13 protein-coding genes are annotated in these 19,986 nt (G+C 35.5%); all 13 read right to left on the bottom strand.

What is annotated here, in order from left to right:
• Positions 1-34: 34 nt before the first annotated feature.
• The gene (locus L323_RS37300; RefSeq protein WP_020816781.1) at positions 35-1,924 is read right to left on the bottom strand and encodes an ABC transporter ATP-binding protein; all 1,890 of its coding nucleotides are present in this window, start codon (positions 1,922-1,924) and stop codon (positions 35-37) included.
• Entirely contained in the window at positions 1,911-3,650 is a 1,740-nt protein-coding gene (locus tag L323_RS0121135; RefSeq protein WP_031342446.1) for an ABC transporter ATP-binding protein, read from the bottom strand. The genes L323_RS37300 and L323_RS0121135 overlap by 14 nt, the downstream gene beginning before the upstream one ends.
• A gap of 28 nt (positions 3,651-3,678) precedes the next feature.
• On the bottom strand, positions 3,679-4,110 hold the full coding sequence (locus L323_RS37305) for a MarR family winged helix-turn-helix transcriptional regulator (RefSeq protein ID WP_020816782.1): 432 nt from the start codon (positions 4,108-4,110) through the stop codon (positions 3,679-3,681).
• 195 nt (positions 4,111-4,305) lie between these two features.
• A complete protein-coding gene (locus tag L323_RS37310) occupies positions 4,306-6,021 on the bottom strand; it encodes a methyl-accepting chemotaxis protein (RefSeq protein WP_020816783.1) in 1,716 nt (571 codons plus the stop codon).
• Between the two features lie 183 nt (positions 6,022-6,204).
• Positions 6,205-7,191 (bottom strand): UDP-glucose 4-epimerase GalE, encoded by a 987-nt coding sequence (gene galE / locus L323_RS37315; protein WP_020816784.1) that lies wholly within the window; start codon positions 7,189-7,191, stop codon positions 6,205-6,207.
• Between the two features lie 44 nt (positions 7,192-7,235).
• Entirely contained in the window at positions 7,236-8,429 is a 1,194-nt protein-coding gene (locus L323_RS37320) for a galactokinase (protein ID WP_020816785.1), read from the bottom strand.
• A 14-nt stretch (positions 8,430-8,443) separates the two neighbouring features.
• Positions 8,444-9,997 carry a UDP-glucose--hexose-1-phosphate uridylyltransferase gene (locus L323_RS37325; RefSeq protein ID WP_020816786.1) on the bottom strand — a complete coding sequence of 518 codons (1,554 nt, stop codon included), beginning with the start codon at positions 9,995-9,997 and terminating at the stop codon, positions 8,444-8,446.
• A 293-nt stretch (positions 9,998-10,290) separates the two neighbouring features.
• Positions 10,291-12,654, bottom strand: coding sequence for a TIM-barrel domain-containing protein (locus L323_RS37330; protein ID WP_020816787.1), 2,364 nt, complete (start codon positions 12,652-12,654; stop codon positions 10,291-10,293).
• A gap of 60 nt (positions 12,655-12,714) precedes the next feature.
• The gene (locus tag L323_RS37335; protein ID WP_020816788.1) at positions 12,715-14,811 is read right to left on the bottom strand and encodes a glycoside hydrolase family 36 protein; all 2,097 of its coding nucleotides are present in this window, start codon (positions 14,809-14,811) and stop codon (positions 12,715-12,717) included.
• Between the two features lie 135 nt (positions 14,812-14,946).
• Positions 14,947-15,774 (bottom strand): carbohydrate ABC transporter permease, encoded by an 828-nt coding sequence (locus L323_RS37340; protein ID WP_020816789.1) that lies wholly within the window; start codon positions 15,772-15,774, stop codon positions 14,947-14,949.
• A gap of 17 nt (positions 15,775-15,791) precedes the next feature.
• A complete protein-coding gene (locus L323_RS37345; RefSeq protein WP_020816790.1) occupies positions 15,792-16,676 on the bottom strand; it encodes a carbohydrate ABC transporter permease in 885 nt (294 codons plus the stop codon).
• 89 nt (positions 16,677-16,765) lie between these two features.
• Entirely contained in the window at positions 16,766-18,115 is a 1,350-nt protein-coding gene (locus L323_RS37350) for an ABC transporter substrate-binding protein (RefSeq protein WP_020816791.1), read from the bottom strand.
• A 240-nt stretch (positions 18,116-18,355) separates the two neighbouring features.
• Complete coding sequence (locus tag L323_RS37355; RefSeq protein WP_020816792.1) at positions 18,356-19,984, bottom strand: response regulator; 1,629 nt, start codon at positions 19,982-19,984, stop codon at positions 18,356-18,358.
• Positions 19,985-19,986: the final 2 nt, after the last annotated feature.

The following is a 19,986-nucleotide window of genomic DNA, read 5'->3' on the forward strand; positions in this document are numbered from 1 at the left end:
CTTGACAAATTTGTGTTTTTTATTTCATCATTAATTATGACAGTTCAAAGGCCCCTGTGTATAATTGGTAATATTTTCCCTTTTGCTCAATCAAATCGTTATGACTTCCCCTTTCAATAATCTGACCTTGTTCTAATACCATAATCACATCAGAATTTTTAACAGTAGAAAGTCTATGTGCAATTACAAATACTGTTCTTCCTCTCATAAGCCTGTCCATTCCCTCTTGAACAATAGCCTCCGTCCTTGTATCAATACTGGAAGTTGCTTCATCAAGAATCAAAACCGGCGGGTCCGCAATAGCAGCTCTTGCAATCGTCAGCAGCTGCCTTTGGCCTTGAGACAGGTTACCTCCGTCTCCGGTAATGATTGTTCCATATCCATTAGGTAAATGCTTTATAAACTGATGAGCATTTGCAAGCTTTGCTGCCGCAATAACCTCTTCGTCCGTTGCATTTAATTTTCCATATCTTATGTTGTCTGCAACTGTTCCCGTAAAAAGGTGAGCATCCTGAAGAACTATTCCTAACGAACTTCTTAAATCGTTCTTTTTGATTTTGTTAATATTAATACCGTCATATCGTATTTTACCGTCTTGAATGTCGTAGAATCTGTTAATCAAATTTGTAATAGTTGTTTTTCCCGCTCCGGTAGCACCTACAAAAGCTACCTTTTGTCCCGGCTTTGCATAAAGACTTATGTTGTGCAGTATAATTTTATCTTCTCTATAACCAAAATCCACGTCATCAAAGACTACTTCACCCAAAAGCTTTGTATAGGTAACAGTACCATCACTATGAGGATGTCTCCAAGCCCATATCCCGGTACGTTCTACTGATTCTGACAGTTCTCCGTGTTCATTTTCATTTACATTAACCAAAGACACATACCCCTGATCTACCTCCGGTTTTTCATCAAGAAGCTTAAAGATACGGTCAGCCCCGGCTAACGCCATTACAATAAAATTAAACTGCTGAGAAGCCTGGCCTGTAGTCTGACTAAAGCTTCTGGTTAATTGAAGAAAGGATGCCAGCGCTCCCACGGTAAAACCACCGAAGCCCGAAATTACCAATATTGCACCAACAATGGAAATCAGTACGTAAGTTATGTTTCCGATATTTCCAAGTATAGGCATTAAAATATTTGCAAATTTATTAGCATTATTTGCACTATCACAAAGTCTTTCATTCAATTTATCAAAATTAAGTTTTGCTTCTTCCTCATGACAAAATACCTTTACAACCTTTTGACCTTCCATCATTTCTTCAACATAGCCATTAAGTTTACCTATGTCCCTTTGTTGAAGTCCGAAAAACATACCGCTCTTTCCGCCGATTACCTTGATTACGTAAAACATAACACTTATGGCTATCATTTGTACAATCGTCAGTGGTATACTTAAAAAAATCATTGAAAAGAATACACTTACAATCGTGATAACTGAAGCCAACAGCTGTGGTATACTTTGGCTTATCATCTGCCTTAATGAATCAGTATCGTTTGTATATAAACTCATAAGCTCCCCATGAGAATGAGTATCAAAGTGACTTATAGGCAGGGTTTCCATATGGGCAAACATATCATCTCTTATCTTTTTTAAAGAGCCTTGAGATATTACAATCATAATTCGATTAAATACGTAATTAGTCAAAACTCCTACAAGATAAATTGAGGCGATGGTTAATATAGCTTTTAACAGCGGCCCGAAATCAGCCCCGGTTTTATTTAACAGTGGGGTTATATAATCATCAATAAGATTTCTCAAAAATAATGTACCTGCAACATTAGAAAGTGAGCTGATAAATATACATATTACAACAATGACAAATAAAAACTTATATTCCTTTAATACATAAGATAGTAATCTTTTTAAAACTTTTATCGGATTCTCAATGCCCCTTCCTTTTGGATTACCTTTCCCCATCACTATCAGCCCCCTTCACTTGAGATTCGTAAACTTCAGTATATATATCATTTGAATTTAAAAGTTCCTCATGTGTTCCAATTCCATCTATCTTACCGTCATTGAGTACAATGATTTTATCTGCCTCCTGAACTGAAGATATACGCTGTGCAATTATGAGTTTAGTCGTATCAGGAATACTTTCTTTGAATGCTTTTCTTATAAGAGCATCGGTTTTAGTGTCCACAGCACTTGTGGAATCATCTAAAATCAAGATTTTAGGCTTTTTCAGCAAAGCTCTTGCAATACAAAGTCTTTGCTTTTGTCCCCCGGATACATTTGTTCCGCCCTGTTCAATATATGTATCATATTTTTCAGGGAAGTTTTGTATAAATTCATCAGCATGAGCCTGCTTGCAGGCTGCAATTAATTCTTCATCAGTTGCTTGTTTATTTCCCCATCTTAAATTTTCTTTTATTGTCCCGGAAAACAACACGTTTTTCTGCAACACCATAGAGACTTCATTCCTAAGAGTTTCTATATCATAATCTCTTACATCAATACCACCGACTTTTATTGAGCCTTGTGTTACGTCATATAATCTTGGAATAAGCTGAACAAGAGTTGATTTACCGCTTCCTGTTCCTCCTATAATTCCTACAGTCTCTCCTGTCTTTATTTCTATATTGATGTTTTCAAGTATTAGGTTGTCCATCTTCTTACTATAACTGAAGTCAACATCACTAAAACTTATAGAACCGTCCCTTACTTCATAGATTGGTTTATCGCAGTTGGATAAATCACTCTTTTCATCAAGTACCTCTACAATTCTATCCGCAGAAGACTTTGCTATAATTGTCATTAGAAGCACCATAGATAACATCATAAGACTCATCAAAATGTTTGTTGTATATGTGAAGAAGCTCATAAGCTCTCCCGTAGACATAGAACCCGCCACAATCAGCTTTGCTCCAAGCCAAGACAAAAGTAATATGCTTGCGTTCATTGTAAACTGCATTATAGGAGAGTTAAATATAATAATCTTCTCAGCTTTTATAAAGTTATCATATATGCTTTTAGAGGCTTTATAAAATTTATTTGTTTCATACCCTTCTCTTACGTACGCCTTTACAGCACGAATTCCAGTCAGGTTTTCCTGTACGCTGGCATTTAAATCATCATACTTTTTAAACACATTTTTAAAATGAGGATGTGCACTTGTCATAACAAAATATAATGCCAATCCGAGAAAAATTATTGCTCCAACAAATATTAAAGCAAGCCTTGCATTAAGATAAAAGCTCATTACCAGAGCTGAAATCAGCATTAGCGGAGGCCTTGCAAACATTCTTAACGCCATTTGATAAGCATTTTGTACATTTGTAACATCTGTAGTCAATCTGGTTACCAACCCGGCTGTTGAAAATTTATCTATACTTGAAAAAGAATAGCTTTGTATTTTATCATACATTCCCTTTCTCAGGTTTCTTGCAAAACCTGAGGATGCCCTTGCAGCATATTTACCTGCTAAAACACCAAAGGTTAAAGAAAATATAGATACTATTACCATTACTGCTCCGATAGTAAGTACATAGTTCATATTTCCTTTTTCTACCCCATTATCAATAATCCATCCCATCAATAATGGAATAGCTATTTCCATGGCCACTTCCAATGCTATATATACCGGTGTGACGATAGAATCTCTTTTAAATTCCTTTACATAACTTAATAGTTTTTTAATCATGTTTCTCATCCCTTTTTATTAACTGGCATTAATCCGCTATTTTATCAGATAATCTATTGATTAAACTGACCAATATTTCCTTTTCCTCACTATTCAATTCTACTTCTAATGACTTTTCAAATTTGAGTATGGAGTCATATATTTTACTTTGAATTTCTATTCCATTCTGAGTAAGTATTATCTTTTTAAGCCTTGCATCCTCAGAAACACTTATTCTCTTAATGTATCCTTTTTTCTCCATTAATTGAAGCACACTGGTTACAGAGGAACGTCTTATATCGAACTCCTCTTCTATATCCTTTTGAAATATATCCCTTATAGCAGACTCATTATAAACAAAACCAAGAATTCTACTTTGAATACTTGTTAATCCATACTGTCTGACTTCCCGTCCTATTCTCCTATGAATTCTTTTATAAAAAATACTGACTAATTTACCGATATGGACATCATTGTTCATATCAATCCTCCCTCTAATATATAATTGTTAGGTTTCTAACTAATTGTAAATTACGTTATTATGTTTGTCAATATTGTGAGGTAAAATGGCAAAAGGAGTGTCGCAAAACTACTGTTAAAGTAGCTAGCGATACTCCTTCTTTAATTCTTATCATTTACTATTTATTCATTAAGTTTTATCTGCTATCCATAAAATCTATACAGTAAACTTTCCAACAATTTCTTTTAGCTTTTGAGTACTTCTACTGCTGGTTTCCATTTCATTCTTAACCTTACTTACCATTTCAACTATCTCTATATTCTGCTCCGCTATGCTTTGTGTTCCAGCTGCTCCCTCATTTACGGTTTTTGTTACATCATTAATAGCACGGATTATTCCTTCTACTGAAGCAGTTAGCGTTTGTGATGTTACGCTAAAATCAGAAACAAGTTCATAAACAAACGCTGCATCGTTATTATAGGATTCGCCTGTTTTCACCATATTCGAATAATCAGGCTTAACTGTTGTATCCAGAAAACCTAAAACTGTTCTGGAGCCATCGGCAAGGTCTGCAACTGCAGAAACAACTTCGTTTGTAACCCTCTTTATTTCGTTAACTGCTGTTTTTGATTCCTCAGCCAGTTTTCTGATTTCGTCTGCAACAACAGCAAATCCCTTTCCGGCTTCTCCGGCTCTTGCTGCTTCTATTGCCGCATTAAGTGCAAGAAGATTGGTCTGGTCGGATATCTGTAATATTGTTCCAGAAAGGACAGTAATTTGCTGAACTGCTTTTGAATTTACTAATGCAGTTTTTAATTTTTTTGTTGTTTCTTCATAAATGTCATTTGATGTTTTCTCAGATAATATTGAACTGTCTCTTAATGTAATCGCACGTTTGCCAATCTCTTCTGCCTCCAATGAACCCTTTTCAGCCTTTTCATTCATAGCCTCGATTGCGGATTCAATTTCCTGTGACGATGCATTTACCTGTTCCGTTGCCGCAGCTGTCTCCTCCATACCGGCTGAAATCTCTTCGGTAGTAGATGAAACATTTTCAACAAACGCATTTAAATCCTCCATTTTCTGTCCTACTAGGGCTATGGAGTTTTCAACAACTGTTGATTCTTTAATTATGCCACTTACAATATTTCTCAGATTAGCAAGAAATTCATTAACTGAATCTGCAAGCTGTCCCACTTCATCCTTACCCTTAATATCTATTTCCTTAGTAAGGTCTCCACCTGCTTGAGCTAGTAATTTGAGTTCTTTCTTTAGTTTGATAATTGGACGAATTATTCCTCTTCCTATTACAATGGAGAGAACTATTCCAAATAATAGAGACAGTAATTCAAACATTATCAGCGAACGAATTGATGAATTAAAATCTGTGTCATTTTGTTTGTTCTTTTGCACAGCTTGTGTGGAATTGTATTCAGATAAGCTATTAAGGGCCTTTTGCTCATTTCGTAAAAACTTAATATTATCATTTAGAAGCTTTAAAGCTTCTTTCTGGTTACCCATTCTAAATGACTCAATAACTTTATTCCTTGCTTCCCTGTAAGCACTCTTATTGCTTTCAACTTCAACAAGGATATCCTTCTGGAACTTATCCAGTTTGGTATTTTTATATTTTTCCAGATTCGAATCCACTTCTTTTGAGCCATTTTCTATATCCTGTATATACTTGTTCGAATCAGCTTCAATATCCCGATATAAGATTGCATATAATAATGAGGTTTCATTTTCATTAGTCTGGATGATTGCCTCAGATAGCCAATTTGATGGCAAAAAGTCCTCTTGGTACATGTTCATCATAGTGTCATGTATATTATTAACATAATAATATCCTACTGTACCAATCAAAAGTATAAATGCAATTAAAACAACAGATAGAATTAGAATTTTGTAAGTAATTTTTACATTTTTGAGCATAAATATTATTCCCCCATTTGTGAATTAATAAAAGCTTTTAATTAATCATCTAATTCTAATATTAGTTGTCTAAATTGTCAAATGTTGTTGAAAAATAGAATAGTTAAAAACTACATTATTTCACTTGTCTACCTAAAAGGAAGCATATTAAAATTCATTCCCCCCTTTCTCTCCATATAATTGTTATCCGTTGTACCCATTTGGATGTGTAGAATGCCAATTCCATGCTGTTTCAACGATTTTATTCAAATCATTATACTTGGGTTTCCAACCTAGAATATTTATTGCTTTTTCTGCTGAAGCAACCAGTATGTCAGGGTCTCCGGGTCTTCTTGGTGCATCGGCAGCTTTTATGGTCTTTCCTGTTACTGCTCTGGCTACCTCTACTACCTCTCTGTTTGAGAAACCAGTTCCGTTTCCAAGATTGAAGGTGTTACTTTCTGCACCATTTCTCAGATTTTCAAGTGCAAGCACATGTGCTTGTGAAAGGTCTGAAACATGAATATAGTCTCTTACACAAGTTCCGTCCTTTGTGTTGTAGTCATTTCCGAATATCTTTATTTCATCTCTCTTGCCCTGTGCAACCTGCAATATTATTGGTATCAGGTGTGATTCAGGAGAATGAGCCTCTCCGATTTTTCCACTGACATGTGCACCGCAGGCATTAAAATATCTGAGTACTGCATACTTTATTCCGTAAGCATTGTCTGCCCATTTTAATATTTTTTCAACAGTTAACTTTGTTTCTCCATATGGATTGATTGGAGCTGTCTTGTCGCTCTCTTTTATGGGAATTCCCTCCGGTAGGCCATAAGTAGCTGCTGTTGATGAAAATACTATCTTGTTTACTCCGGCTTCCTGCATTGCGGTTAAAAGATTCAATGAGGCAATAACATTGTTATTATAATACTTTAGCGGATTTATAACACTTTCTCCTACCTCAATATATGCCGCAAAGTGTATTACAGCTTCAATGTCATTTTCTTTTAATACTTTTCTTATCTCATCAATATTTCTTAAGTCAGCCTGAATAAATTTACCGCCTAATACGGCCTCCCTATGCCCTTTTTCTAAATTGTCAAGAACAATTACCTCCTCTTTTGCATCCAGAAGCTCTGCAACCGTATGACTTCCTATATAACCTGCTCCACCTGTAACTAAAACTGCCATCCTTGTCCCTCCAAGTCTCTATTTTGTAATGATAAAATTTTATTTTAAATCTTGATTTCTCTGGCACCGTCGCTTATTTCACTGACATAAAACTCTGGAGTTATACCGGTTTTCTCTTTGTAATTATGGCCCACTTGCTGAATAAACAAATCAACCTTATCCTCCGGAACTATGTTTACCGTACATCCACCAAAGCCGGCACCTGTCATTCTTGCACCTATAACTCCTTCAACCTTCATAGCTTCGGCAGTCATTGTGTCAAGTTCCTTTCCTGTGACTTCATACAAATCCCTGATTGAAGCATTTGCCTCTACCAAAAGTCCACCCAACTCTGTCAAGTCATTTTTCTTTAGCGCCTCTGCAGCCCTGAGAACTCTGTCATTTTCGCAGATAACATGAGTAACTCTTTTTCTGATTACCTCATTCTCAATCGTTGACTTATATTGCTCAAATTCAGAAATAGTAATGTCACATAAATTCTTTTTGTTTGGCAAATACTGTTGTAATATTTTTAAGCCTTCTGCACATTCTCTGACTCTCTCATTGTATTTTGATTCACCAAGTGCTCGTTTTTTCTTTGTATTTCCAAGAACTATTTTGTAACCATCAAGCTTTAACGGTAAATATTGATATTTCAATGTTCCGCAATCCAGTAAAATAGCATGATCTTTTTTCCCCATTGCAGATGCAAACTGATCCATTATTCCACAGCTTACCCCACAAAATTCATTTTCAACTTTTTGTCCCAGTACAGCCATTTCTACCATATCTATTGGTTTTGTTATTCCATATGCTTCATTGCCCAGTGTAACTAACGTAACAGCCGTAGCCAACTCTATTGCAGCGGAAGATGAAAGTCCTGAACCAAGCGGAACAGTGTCATGAAAAAGCATATCTACCCCAACCAGCTTGTAGCCTGCATTTTGGAGTATATAAGCTACTCCCGCCTGATAATTTCCCCATTTGAGATTTTTTGCACTCTCCAACTCAACCATTTTCACCTCTACCCTGTCCGGTAGGTCTGTTGCTGCAAGTCTAAGCGTATTATCATTATTTACTCTTGCAACTACGGTAGAATCAAGGTTCAAAGCTGCCGGGAAAACAAATCCGCCGCAATAGTCAATGTGTTCTCCGATGAGATTTACTCTTCCGTGCCCTGAAAATATCCTTAAATCCTCCTCAATCCCCCCGTATATCTGACAAAACTTTTTCTTTAGATCGTCATAATTTTTATGCATTAATCAAAGCTCCTTCAATTTATATTTGTACAGCCAATTGATTTCATGAATTTATCAAATGCCTTTAACCCTTCGTCTGTTTGCTTAAACACCCCTGTGTGCTCCAGACAAGTTTCAAACTTCCTTCCAATTTCCAATCTGATGTGTTCGTCGGCACATTCTTCGGTTAATGTATTTCCGTATTTTGAAAGAAGTTCTTCTATCCAGGCCTTATGCTTATACAGTTCCTGCTCCTTTTCAAAAATATCTACATTATATGATTTGCCACAAAGTATTTGTTTTATATGTTCAATCTCTGATTTAAGCCTCCCAGGCAATATAGCCAACCCCATAACCTCAATCAAGCCAATGTTCTCTTTCTTTATGTGATGAATTTCTTTATGAGGATGAAATATTCCATCAGGATATTCCGCAGTTGTCCTGTTATTTCTGAGCACTAAATCCATCTCGTATTTCCCGTCTTCATTTATTCTACATATAGGAGTTATGGTATTGTGAGTGATTTTTTCATTCTCAGAATATGAATACGCAAGAATTTCAACACTTTCATCGCTATACTCCCTCCACATGTTTAAAACATATTCGCAGAATTCAGTTAACCGGGAAATATCCTCACCGGTGGCGCGGATAACTGACAGAGGCCACTTGACTAAAGCTATATTAATTTTATCGTATTCATTACATTTGTAATTTTTTATAACAGACGCTTTCTGCATTGGAAATATATAGTTTCCGCCCTGAAAGTGATTGTGGCTGAGTATTGAGCCTCCTACTATTGGCAAATCCGCATTTGACCCGCATATGTAATGAGGAAATTGCCTTACAAAATCCAAAAGCCAGCTAAATGTCTTTTTGGAAATAACCATTGGCACATGGTTTTCACTTAATATAATGCAATGCTCATTATAATAGACATATGGCGAATACTGAAAATACCATTGTTCTCCGCATAATGTTACAGGAATTATTCTGTGTGTCTGTCTTGCCGGAAAATTAATTCTGCCGGGATATCCTATATTGTCAATACAAAGCATACATTTGGGGTAATTGCTCTGAGGTTGTAGTTTCTCCATTGCTATTGTTTTTGAATCTTTTTCCGGTTTAGTCAGATTTATTGTTATTTCAATGCTTCCGTATTTCGTGTCGGTTGTCCATTTTATATTTTGGGCTATTTGAGCAGTCCTTATATAATTTGACGCTAAACAAAGTTCATAGAAGTAATCTGTTGCAGCCTTTATGGATTGTGTTTGAACCAGTCCATAAAATTTATTAATAATCTCAGCCTGTCTTGGCATTATCAGACCCATTATTTTAGTATCAAACAGTTCAGAATAAGCATATATTTCCTTATTAATTAAGCCTTTATCCCCTGCATATTCTATAAGTGAACTCAATATCTCAGTCGGATACTCTAAATCCTCCTCAACTACATTACCACTGTACGGCTCTTCTATTTTCAGCAAATTCAAAAGCTGGTTTCGTGCAATTATGGTATCAAGTTTATCTATCATACCGTGCTTTTTCCCAAATAGGAGTAATCTTTCAATCTCATATGCAGGATTAATCATTGTATTCCACCCTTCATAAATTATTAATATCTAAATGAGAATAATTCCAACTAATCAAAAGCAAGGGACTCACTGATTTTAATAGGTAGGTAAAATTCAGCCGAAGCATAAATACATATTTTTGTTCGGGCTTTTCTTATCCTAACGCATTACGCTAACTGGATTTGTAGTTCTTTGGGCAGAAAACCGTTTGAGGCCTTTCGAAACCAAAACACCTAATATCACATGATAAAAAATGAAAAAATGAGAGTATTGTAAATTAAAAACGCCGGTACCCGGCGTTTTTATAGATATTAAAGATTAATCGTTTCTTCTTTTCCTCTGTATATAAACTCAATTGTTTTAGTATTTTCTCCGCTTTTAATCAATTTAATTTTGAAGTTTTCCTGGTATTTAAATTCACCGCAAGCCATTCCAAACGTCAATGTTTTTTTATTATCCTTGTACACCAGATTAATAGATGAATAGTTCCCTTTTTCATAGGAGTAATTGTCTCCATCATCATTATACAAGGTAAACTCTCCATCCTCTCCGCTGTAAATAATGATTTCGGATATCTCCCCCTTTTTCTCGTCTGCATACATAAGCGGTTCAGATGTCGGTACAATGGAACCTGCCTTAACAAACAACGGAATCATATCCAGCGTCGCTCTGTACGTTAGGGTCTGTCCTCCTTCATACAAAGTATTCGTCCAGAAATCATACCACCAAGCACCTTTAGGTAAATATACTTTTTTTGTTTTTTCAGCATTTGACAGAGGCACACTATTTACTTCATAGTACATGGGCTCTGTAACCGGACAAACAAGGAATGCCTTACCGAACATAAAGCTGTCGCTGAGCTCTTTCACATTTTCGTCTTCTGCAAAATCAAACATTAAGCTGCGAAGGATTGTTGAATGATTTTGATTAATTGCTGCTGCCATTGAATATATATAAGGAAGCAACTGGTAGCGTAGTTTTATAAACTTAAGTAATGTTTCATAAAAAATATCTCCCGGTTTGCCGAAATTCCATGGTTCCCTCGGTGTATCAGTGCCATGTGAGCGGAACATAGGTAAAAAAGCACCATATTGAAACCATCTTACATAGAGTTCCTTATATCCCAAATCATCTACACCGTCATTATAATCCCCGTCCCAGAACCATAGCTTATTGGTATTGTCACAGCAATTGCATCCCCTGTTTTCCCATTTGTCCTTTACTGTAAAAAATGCACCGATATCCAATGTCCAATAGGGCATGCCGCTCATTGAAAATTTAATACCTTCAGTAATCTGCTTTCTTAAAACAGACCATTTTGCACTGATATCTCCAGACCATGAAACCGTTCCATATCTTTGACCTGATATATAGGATGAACGCGTAAGATTTATAACACGTTTTCCATTTTTAGTTTTCCGCCAGTTTTCATAAATACCTTTTGAATGTAAAAGGCCATAAGAATTAAGACGCGTCCAATCCATGAACTTTTTGGATTCGTCTACAATCAATTGATAACGCAGTTCTTCCGGTCTTTTTTCCTCTCCATTCCAGTCCGCATCGGAAAAAGGTTCAGCATTATCGCACCACCATGCATCCACTCCTGCCGAAAACCATTCTTCTTCACATTGCTTCCAGTAAATAGCTCTTGCTTCTTCGCTAGAGGCATCATAGGTAGTTGTATTTGGCAATAAAAGTCCTTTTTCCTTAAACTCACGGATGTTGGTCCCACCTTCCGCCATATTGGGCCAAATAGAAACCATAAGTTTTACGTGTTCTTTATGAAGTCTGTCGACTAGTCTTTTAATATCCGGATATCTCTTTTTATCTACACTCTTCTCTCCCCATAAACCTTCTTCCCAGGTAAACCAATCCTGTACAATGCAATCTATAGGGATACCTGAATTTCTAAACCTCAATACTGTATTTAAAAGATCTTCAGAAGAAGAATACCGTTCCTTGGATTGAACATATCCATAAGCCCATCTTGGAAGCATCGGTGCTCTTCCTGTCAGGTTTCTTAACTCTTTAATGATTTCTTCGAAATTTTTTCCTATAATAACATAGTAAGAAAGCTCCGTGGTTGTATCAATTGAGAATGTTACTTCTCCTTGTTTGCTGTCAAAAATTACAGCACTTTCCGTATCAATCAGTATTCCATAATTTCGGGATGATAGTATAAAGGGAATAGATATTTTCATATTTGCTTGAAACAGGTATTCCTTGTTGCCATTATAGTTGTAAATCCCATTTTCATGCTGACCCAAACCATAGATACCCTCTTTTTCCGTTATGGAAAAAACAAGCTTCCCCTCATATGATTTACCTGCAGACTTGTGTCTGGCATTTTCGATATAAGCTACATCACCATTTGCTGTCTGCTTGTACTTGATGACAGGCTCGCCATCTACATAATATGTAAGAACTTCTTTTTCAGTTAAGCTGTGTCCTATTTCCTTTAAAATAACCTCGCCTTGTTTGTTTTTAAACAAAATGGAATCATCCACACATAAGTAGTTATCTGTTGCCAAATTACCCATAGGTTTGAAATCTTCCGCAATAAGAATACTGTTATCAGGTTTTTCTTCACTTTTGGTATATACAACTCTTATGATATTTTCAGTCATTGGCATAATATGAACAAACGAGGGAGAACATTTGTTTTTAGTATCCATTTTTATCACTCCTGTAAATGGGCTGTTGTATTGTTGATTTATTTACTATATTTATTATTATCACTTGGACAATTTTAAATGAACAGCTACTGCTTCGAATTCTTCCTTCATGTTGATACAAAGAATTCCATTTATGAGTAAAACATTATTTTCGAAAGCACAGTAAGTATTGCAAATTTCATAATTATCACCTACAGGAATTTCCACCGTATTAGGGAAATCTCCGTGGAACGTATAAATCAAAGCAAGTACTTCCTTTTCATCCTCAGACTTTCTTAGAATACCCATCCACCCTTTAGGATTTCTGTAGCTTTTAAGTTTTGAACCGAAAAAGTAAGTTGTGCCATTTAATACAATATCTGAAATGGATCGATAGAAACTGATTCCCTCTTCAATTATATTCCATTGCTCTTTATCCAAATCATATACATCACCAGATAAGCACATGACTCCCAGGAAAGTATTAGTAATAGAATATACAACTCTCTTTTTACTGTCTTTCTTCCGTAGCACCGCCCATATCTGTGATTGGCATGGATTTATTACTCTATGAAGATTAGCTGCCACAACTGGTATTTCATCACACTCGTGTGCATCTGAAAATGATGCCATTTCGCATAATGACATCATTGATGGTTCAAGTCTATGCCCTCCCGAAGAGCAGTTTTCTATAATAATGTCAGGGATTTCCTCCCTTATTCTCCTGAAGAATTCCTGTGAAGCAAGAATCCTTTGTCTTAGTCCCTCTCCAAGGGATTCATACCCATCACAACCTATGCCAATTGTTTCATTATAGTCAACCTTTAAATATTTGAAACCATATTGTTTAAGCATTGATATGACTTTTTCACTCAGGTAATCAATAACCCATGGATCGGTCATATCCCAAAATCTCCTGAGTCCTGAAGTTATTATATTTCCATCTCTCGTTAGAAGGTGTTTATCGTCTTTATATGCTTTTGACAGAACTCCACAGTTTTCAAACTCAAACCAGATTCCAGGAATCATTCCCGCCTCCCGGATTATCCTTACAGTCTCCTCAAGACCATATGGAAATACTTCCGGACTTACTATCCAGTCCCCGTGTGTACCATCCCAGCCATTTTCTTTATCTGCAAACCAACCTGAGTCTATAACAAAATAATCAATTCCTTTTTCTTTGATAATATCCACAATTTTTTGGATATTATCATGTGAAGGATTTCCCCAAGTAGTACAGAATTCATTGAATAGAACCGGCAGCCTGTCAAACTTGCTTATCTTGTTAAAGTTGTACTTGTGTATTGTAAGTAGCCTTTGTGATACTTCGTCCACATTTCCAATACCGACTGTTATAAATGCTGAAGGTGTCTCAAATTCAGTTTCTGGTTCCAGTACCTTCATCCAGTGTCCAAAATCATAGTCTGCAAGTCCACCGGATATACACAATGCATCATCCCTTCTATACAGTTCCATCTGCCATGATGAGGCACAGGCCAGCTGCGCAGCCCAAACCACACGTGTAACTGTATCTTCCACCGCCAGGAATGGGAAAAATTTTCTGACGGGCATAGACCCGGTCTGACCAAATTTTTCTGTTCTTACACCATGGCCTGACCAGGATGGTTCAAGCTGCAGGTCCTCGACTGCCTCTGTTATAAGCCTTCCTTCATTACTCCAGCAACTTCGTATCCTGTGAATATTCATACTTTCAGGTGCTTCACCTTCTATAAAAGGAGTCAGTCCACCAACTGAAAAACTGGATATCATTTCTAAGCAAATAGCTTTATCAGATTTATTAGCAAATACCGTCTTCGCTTCAAAGGCTTTCAACCCATTGTGATAAGTAAGTACATGCCTCGCAATATAGCCTTGTTTACTTTTCAGTATAGTGGTAATGACCTGAGTGTTTTCTATTTTTTCAACTTTCTGGGATTCATATTGAAGCAGAAAGGTTTGTTGTCCATTTCTCATTGTGTGACCGTTTGCAAACCCCCCTGAAAAATCATCACCTCTTATAAAAACCTGGACAAGTGGATCAATATTATACTTTTTAGAGATAGCTACTTTTTCTTTCAGGCAGGCAGGCAAAATCTCAAATCCTATATTTCCTTCCTCATTTGCTAAGTATCTTATTATCATATCTGAAAAAAGGTATTCTGATAAAACTTTATGCATTATTTTCTCCTTTTTTTAGCGTTATAAATACACTTTTACTACTATAAAAGCCCTTAAACCCTATAGCGTTTTCACTTGGTGTCCATGCTGATGTATTAATGTAATTGTTTGATTTTAAAAGCCTACTTACTTCAACTATTTCAAAATTGCTCCTGCTGTAAGAGCATTCTCTATTTGCTCATTTCCAACCAAATATACCAAAACTGTAGGAATACTTGTTATAACCATAGCGGCACCAATCTGCCCCCAATGGGATACACCTATACTTACAAAGAAATTAAGTAAGCCTACTGGTAATGGCCTTATGCTATCATCAGCAGCTAAAATAAATGCTAAAAAGAACTCATTATACGTGTTCATAAATATAAGCGCAAACTGTGTAGCAAGTGCAGGCTTAATTGTTGGAAGTATTACCTTAAAAAATGTTTGGTAGATATTGCATCCATCAATGCACGCTGCTTCTTCAAGCTCCCTGGGTAACGTTCTGAAAAATGCATAAAGCATTAAAATACATGAGGATAACGCAAAAGCTGAATACGGTAGTATTAATCCCAAATGAGTATCCTTAAGTCCAATATTTTTAACCATTATAAGGAGGGGTATAATTACAACCTGAACCGGTATAATCAGGCCTAGTGAAACATATGTTAAAGCAGTATTTTTAAATCTCCAGTTCATTCTGCTTACACAGTATGCAAACATACTGCCCAAAAGGATTGTAATAATAATTGTACCAATAGAATATATCACACTGTTTGATAAGTATCTGAGGAAGTTAAACTTTTCCAATGCATCGCCATAGTTGTTAAAAACCCATTCCTTCGGAAGACCGAACGGATTGTCGTATACCTCGCTTTTTGATTTGAAGGATAGATTCACCATCCAATATAATGGAAAAAGGAATGTTAGTCCTATAATAATTAGTGTTATCTTGATTATCCTGTTAATAACTTTTTGTTTCATTTTTAATCATCACCCCATTAAAATTCTACTTTTTCTCTTGCAACAAATTTGTTAATTATTAATGTAAATAAAAGACATTCAATTATAAATATAATAGCAATTGCACATCCCTGCCCGTAATCGGATGCTGAAAATGCTCTATAATACAGTTCGTAAATAACTGTCCTTGAAGCATCACCAGGTCCTCCTGCTGTCATTATTCTGACATGTGCAAACTGGGACATACATCCAAGTACGGACAATACCAATAAGTATTTAGTAACATCCTGTAAAAGCGGTATTGTTATTTTTATACTAGTTTTCAGGAAGGATGCTCCGTCTATTGTAGCTGCTTCATAATAAGTTTTCGGTATTGATTTAATACCTGTATAGAAAAGTAATGCATTTAAACCTATATACTGCCACAGGAAGGCTACAGCAATTGCAATTACAACTGTCCTTTTATCGGATAGCCATTCTAATGCAAGATTGTTTAATCCTATTGACCTTAATACACTATTAATTACTCCCCATTGTGGTTCATAAATAGCTATCCACATCTGACCTATTACAGTAACTGAAAGTACTGCGGGGAATACACTGCTTAGTTTAAAAAACCTTCTTACGCCTTCAGTCTGCCTATCCATTAATAAAGCAAGGAGTAATGAAATAGGAAGGCCTACACATGTTGAGATTGCTACTATTAATATTGTATTAGCATTTGATTTCCAGAAGGTCGCTGACATAAGAATACTTCGATAATTGTCAAGTCCTATATATCCCATATTTTTGAAACCATCATTATTTTGAAAACTAATAATTAGTTCCGGAATAATTGGATACACAACAAAAGCTGTAAATAGAATCAATGTTGGAAAAGCAAATATAAAAATTGCAAGTTTACTATTATAGTTTTTATTCATATTATCACCTTATTTAATAAAATCCCTATATGAAATTGAGTTTCCATATAGGGATATGTATTGTCTTGCCTTCATTTTTAGTTCAAGTGTTATTTATCAAAGTTTTTAGCCCATATAGGATTTATGGCCTTAATAAATTCATCCGGTGAATAATCTCCGGTAAGAAGATTACTGTCAAGAGTAGTTATTTCTGCTGACATCCTTGTATTGTATATGGCAGACCATAAAGAAGGAATTTTTAATGTAGCAGCATTGAACTGATCTAAGTTCTTCTTTGCCAACTCAGACATGCCTTCAATTTTAACACCTGTATCAAGAGCTGTCATAGACTTGTTTTCAGTGTTGTAGAACAAAGCGTCTTGAGTTGCACAGAACATTGCAAACTGAGCAGCTACTTCAGGGTTCTCAGTCTTGGTGGATACTAAATATCCGCTTAATGGAGCACCCCAGTACTGAATTGCTGCATTTGCATCAACACCTTCTTTTGCTGATGGCCAAACTATAAAGTCAGTATCAGGACTAGCTTTTTCAAGATTTGGAAGTTCCCATGTAAACATTGCAAGCATAGCCGCTTTGTTTGAAGTATACATTTCAACAGCTGGACCATAATCTATATTTGTAATGCCCGGTGCAAATGCACCAACTTTTACAAGTTTCTGAATTCTTCCCAATGCATTTTTAACAACAGGGTTGCTGAAATCGGTTTTATTGTTAGTAAGATCAACTGCAACCTGTGGATCTTCTGCCATTATCATAGTCTGAAGCATGTGAAGATTAGGACTCCATCCACCCTTACCAACTATAGAAATCGGTGTAATTCCTTTTGCCTTCAAAGTTTCACAAACCTTTACTAGCTCATCAAAAGTCTTTGGTACCTGTATGTTATTCTTTGTAAAGATATCCTTGTGATACCACAATCTTGGAGTAAAGTATTGGTCTGCGCCAGGCTGTACACAGTATATTTTGCCGTCTGCATCCGGTGCAATTACTTCTTTCATAGTAAATTTCTTATCAAAGCCTGTTTTTGTAACATACGGAGCTAAATCTAATGCATTTCCTGCTGAGATAACTACAGACGAAAGATTCTGCTCTGAAAACCATACATCTGGCATATCTCCTGAAGCGTTATAAGTTTTTAACTTATTGGCATAATCATCTCCGCCACCGCCTAAATCATATTCAACCACTACATTTGGCATATCTTTTTCAATATTTTTTTTAATATAGTTTTCTCTGATTTTGTTTCTATTGTCATCTGCACTTAAAGAGAGGAATTTCAGATTAACCTTTTCACTTGATTTGGCAGATGCTTGTGAAGTTGACGTTGTTGAAGATGATACTGAACTGTCTGATGCTGTATTGCCTCCTCCGCAAGCTGCCAGTGAAGCAACCACTGCTGCTGAGAGAAGAAGTGACGCAACTTTTTTCAATTTAATCATATTATTGCCTCCTATAACATTATAAAAAATTCACATATCTCTTTCGAAAGATTCTGTATTATGTTTATATGATATATATTTTCTTCCCTCCATTGAAGAGAAAATTTTATGGCAATAAGGAAATTTGACTGTTAATTTACCAATCACCGGATAAAATTACTGTAAATATCTCTAATGCACCTTGCATTTTCATACCCACAAGTTCTAAAGACGATGCAACATCATCGCACCAATTGACTATTATTTTTGATATTTCTTTTGGCTCACATTTTCTATGTATTTACTGGGAGCAAGCCCGTAATATTTCTTAAAACACTTTCCAAAGTAGTTAGCATCAGCATAACCAACTTTTTTTGCCACACTTACAACCAGTTGATTTCCGCTGTCAAAGAGTTCTTTAGCTTTCTTAATTCTGAATTTGGTAAGATACTCATTTATTGTAATACCTGTTTCTCTTTTGAATATAAAACAAAGATGCCCGTAATTTACGAAAAGATTTTTTGCCATTTTATTAATATCAAGTTCGTCATCCTGATAGTTATCCAATATATATTTTTTAACCTTTTCAATCAGCTGTGATGCTTTGGTATTCTTGTTCTTTTTGATATATTCAACAGCATCTGTGAATTTCCTATTTACCCAACTTTCCATTTCATCTATAGATTGTTTTAACTGAATTTCTTCAAGTACATTTAATTCGTCTTTTGGAAAAATATCCTTAAAACTAATGCCCATTTCAGCAATTATTTCCATGCATACCGACATAATTTCCACACAAACTACAAGCAGTATTTCATAGTGAATGTTTTTGCCCCGAACATCTTTGAATATGTTCGTCAGAATCATTTTTATTTCTTCACTATTTCCTGTCCGCATACTTAATAACAGCTGGCTTCTGTGTTCAGCAGTAAATAAATTGAGCTTTAGCTCCAAATCATCGACTGAACTATATAATATTACTTTATTGCTGCCAACGGTAAGCTTATTCTTTAATGCTATAATAGATTCTTTATATGAACTGGTAACATCAAATATATCACGTTTCCTATTACCGATGCCTATTGAAATGGAGAAACTAAAATATTTGTCAACTAATACTCTGACTTTCTCAAATTTATCTTCTATTAAAGAGTCCTCTTCATCTCCGTTCAAACATAATATAATGCATAGTCGGTCATCACTATCGTAACACATTTCAAATTCAAAATGTTCCTGTAGTATTTCTTCTGTAATATTTTTTACGGCAAATATCCACAGCTGCTTATCTTCATCAGTCCATTCTCGGTTTTCATCATAGTCAACTTCAATTACTGCTACTCGATAATATTCGGAAAGCATATTCATTTTGAGATATTTTATCTTGTTGAATACTTCCTCTGACTTTATTACTGAGTTTCCTTGTACTAAGTCATTTAAAAACTTTTCCTTCAGTAATGGAATGTTTTCTTTAACCTGTTCTTTTAACTTTTCTACCTCAACTTTGATATTAACTTCCTTTTCTATATCTGCTTTCATTTCACATAAACAATTAGTCAGTTCATCTTCATTTACCGGTTTCAGTAAATAGTTGCATACTCCTAATGAAACTGCTTGTTTTGCATAACCAAATTCGCTATGTCCAGTTAAAATTAGAATTTTAGTATTAATCTTTTTTTCCTTTACTTTTTTAGCAAACTCCAAGCCATCCATTATTGGCATATTTATGTCTACAATAGTTATATCAGGATTTAAATCCTGGATTTTCTGCAAGGCTTCTTTTCCGTTTTTAGCCTCACCGCATATTTCTAATCCCAACTCTTCCCATAATAGTGATATTTTTAATGCCTCTCTAAAATAAAACTCATCATCTACAATCATAACCTTGAGCATGT

The organism is Ruminiclostridium papyrosolvens C7, assembly GCF_000421965.1.
GTDB classification, from domain to species: Bacteria; Bacillota; Clostridia; order Acetivibrionales; family DSM-1351; genus Ruminiclostridium; species Ruminiclostridium papyrosolvens_A.

Excerpts from the sequence above, each read along its gene's own strand:
- L323_RS37300 (WP_020816781.1), bottom strand. The coding sequence starts at position 1,924 with ATGGGGAAAGGTAATCCAAAAGGAAGGGGCATTGAGAATCCGATAAAA.
- L323_RS0121135 (WP_031342446.1), bottom strand. The coding sequence starts at position 3,650 with ATGATTAAAAAACTATTAAGTTATGTAAAGGAATTTAAAAGAGATTCT.
- L323_RS37305 (WP_020816782.1), bottom strand. The coding sequence starts at position 4,110 with ATGAACAATGATGTCCATATCGGTAAATTAGTCAGTATTTTTTATAAA.
- L323_RS37310 (WP_020816783.1), bottom strand. The coding sequence starts at position 6,021 with ATGCTCAAAAATGTAAAAATTACTTACAAAATTCTAATTCTATCTGTT.
- galE (WP_020816784.1), bottom strand. The coding sequence starts at position 7,191 with ATGGCAGTTTTAGTTACAGGTGGAGCAGGTTATATAGGAAGTCATACG.
- L323_RS37320 (WP_020816785.1), bottom strand. The coding sequence starts at position 8,429 with ATGCATAAAAATTATGACGATCTAAAGAAAAAGTTTTGTCAGATATAC.
- L323_RS37325 (WP_020816786.1), bottom strand. The coding sequence starts at position 9,997 with ATGATTAATCCTGCATATGAGATTGAAAGATTACTCCTATTTGGGAAA.
- L323_RS37330 (WP_020816787.1), bottom strand. The coding sequence starts at position 12,654 with ATGGATACTAAAAACAAATGTTCTCCCTCGTTTGTTCATATTATGCCA.
- L323_RS37335 (WP_020816788.1), bottom strand. The coding sequence starts at position 14,811 with ATGCATAAAGTTTTATCAGAATACCTTTTTTCAGATATGATAATAAGA.
- L323_RS37340 (WP_020816789.1), bottom strand. The coding sequence starts at position 15,774 with ATGAAACAAAAAGTTATTAACAGGATAATCAAGATAACACTAATTATT.
- L323_RS37345 (WP_020816790.1), bottom strand. The coding sequence starts at position 16,676 with ATGAATAAAAACTATAATAGTAAACTTGCAATTTTTATATTTGCTTTT.
- L323_RS37350 (WP_020816791.1), bottom strand. The coding sequence starts at position 18,115 with ATGATTAAATTGAAAAAAGTTGCGTCACTTCTTCTCTCAGCAGCAGTG.
- L323_RS37355 (WP_020816792.1), bottom strand. The coding sequence starts at position 19,984 with ATGCTCAAGGTTATGATTGTAGATGATGAGTTTTATTTTAGAGAGGCA.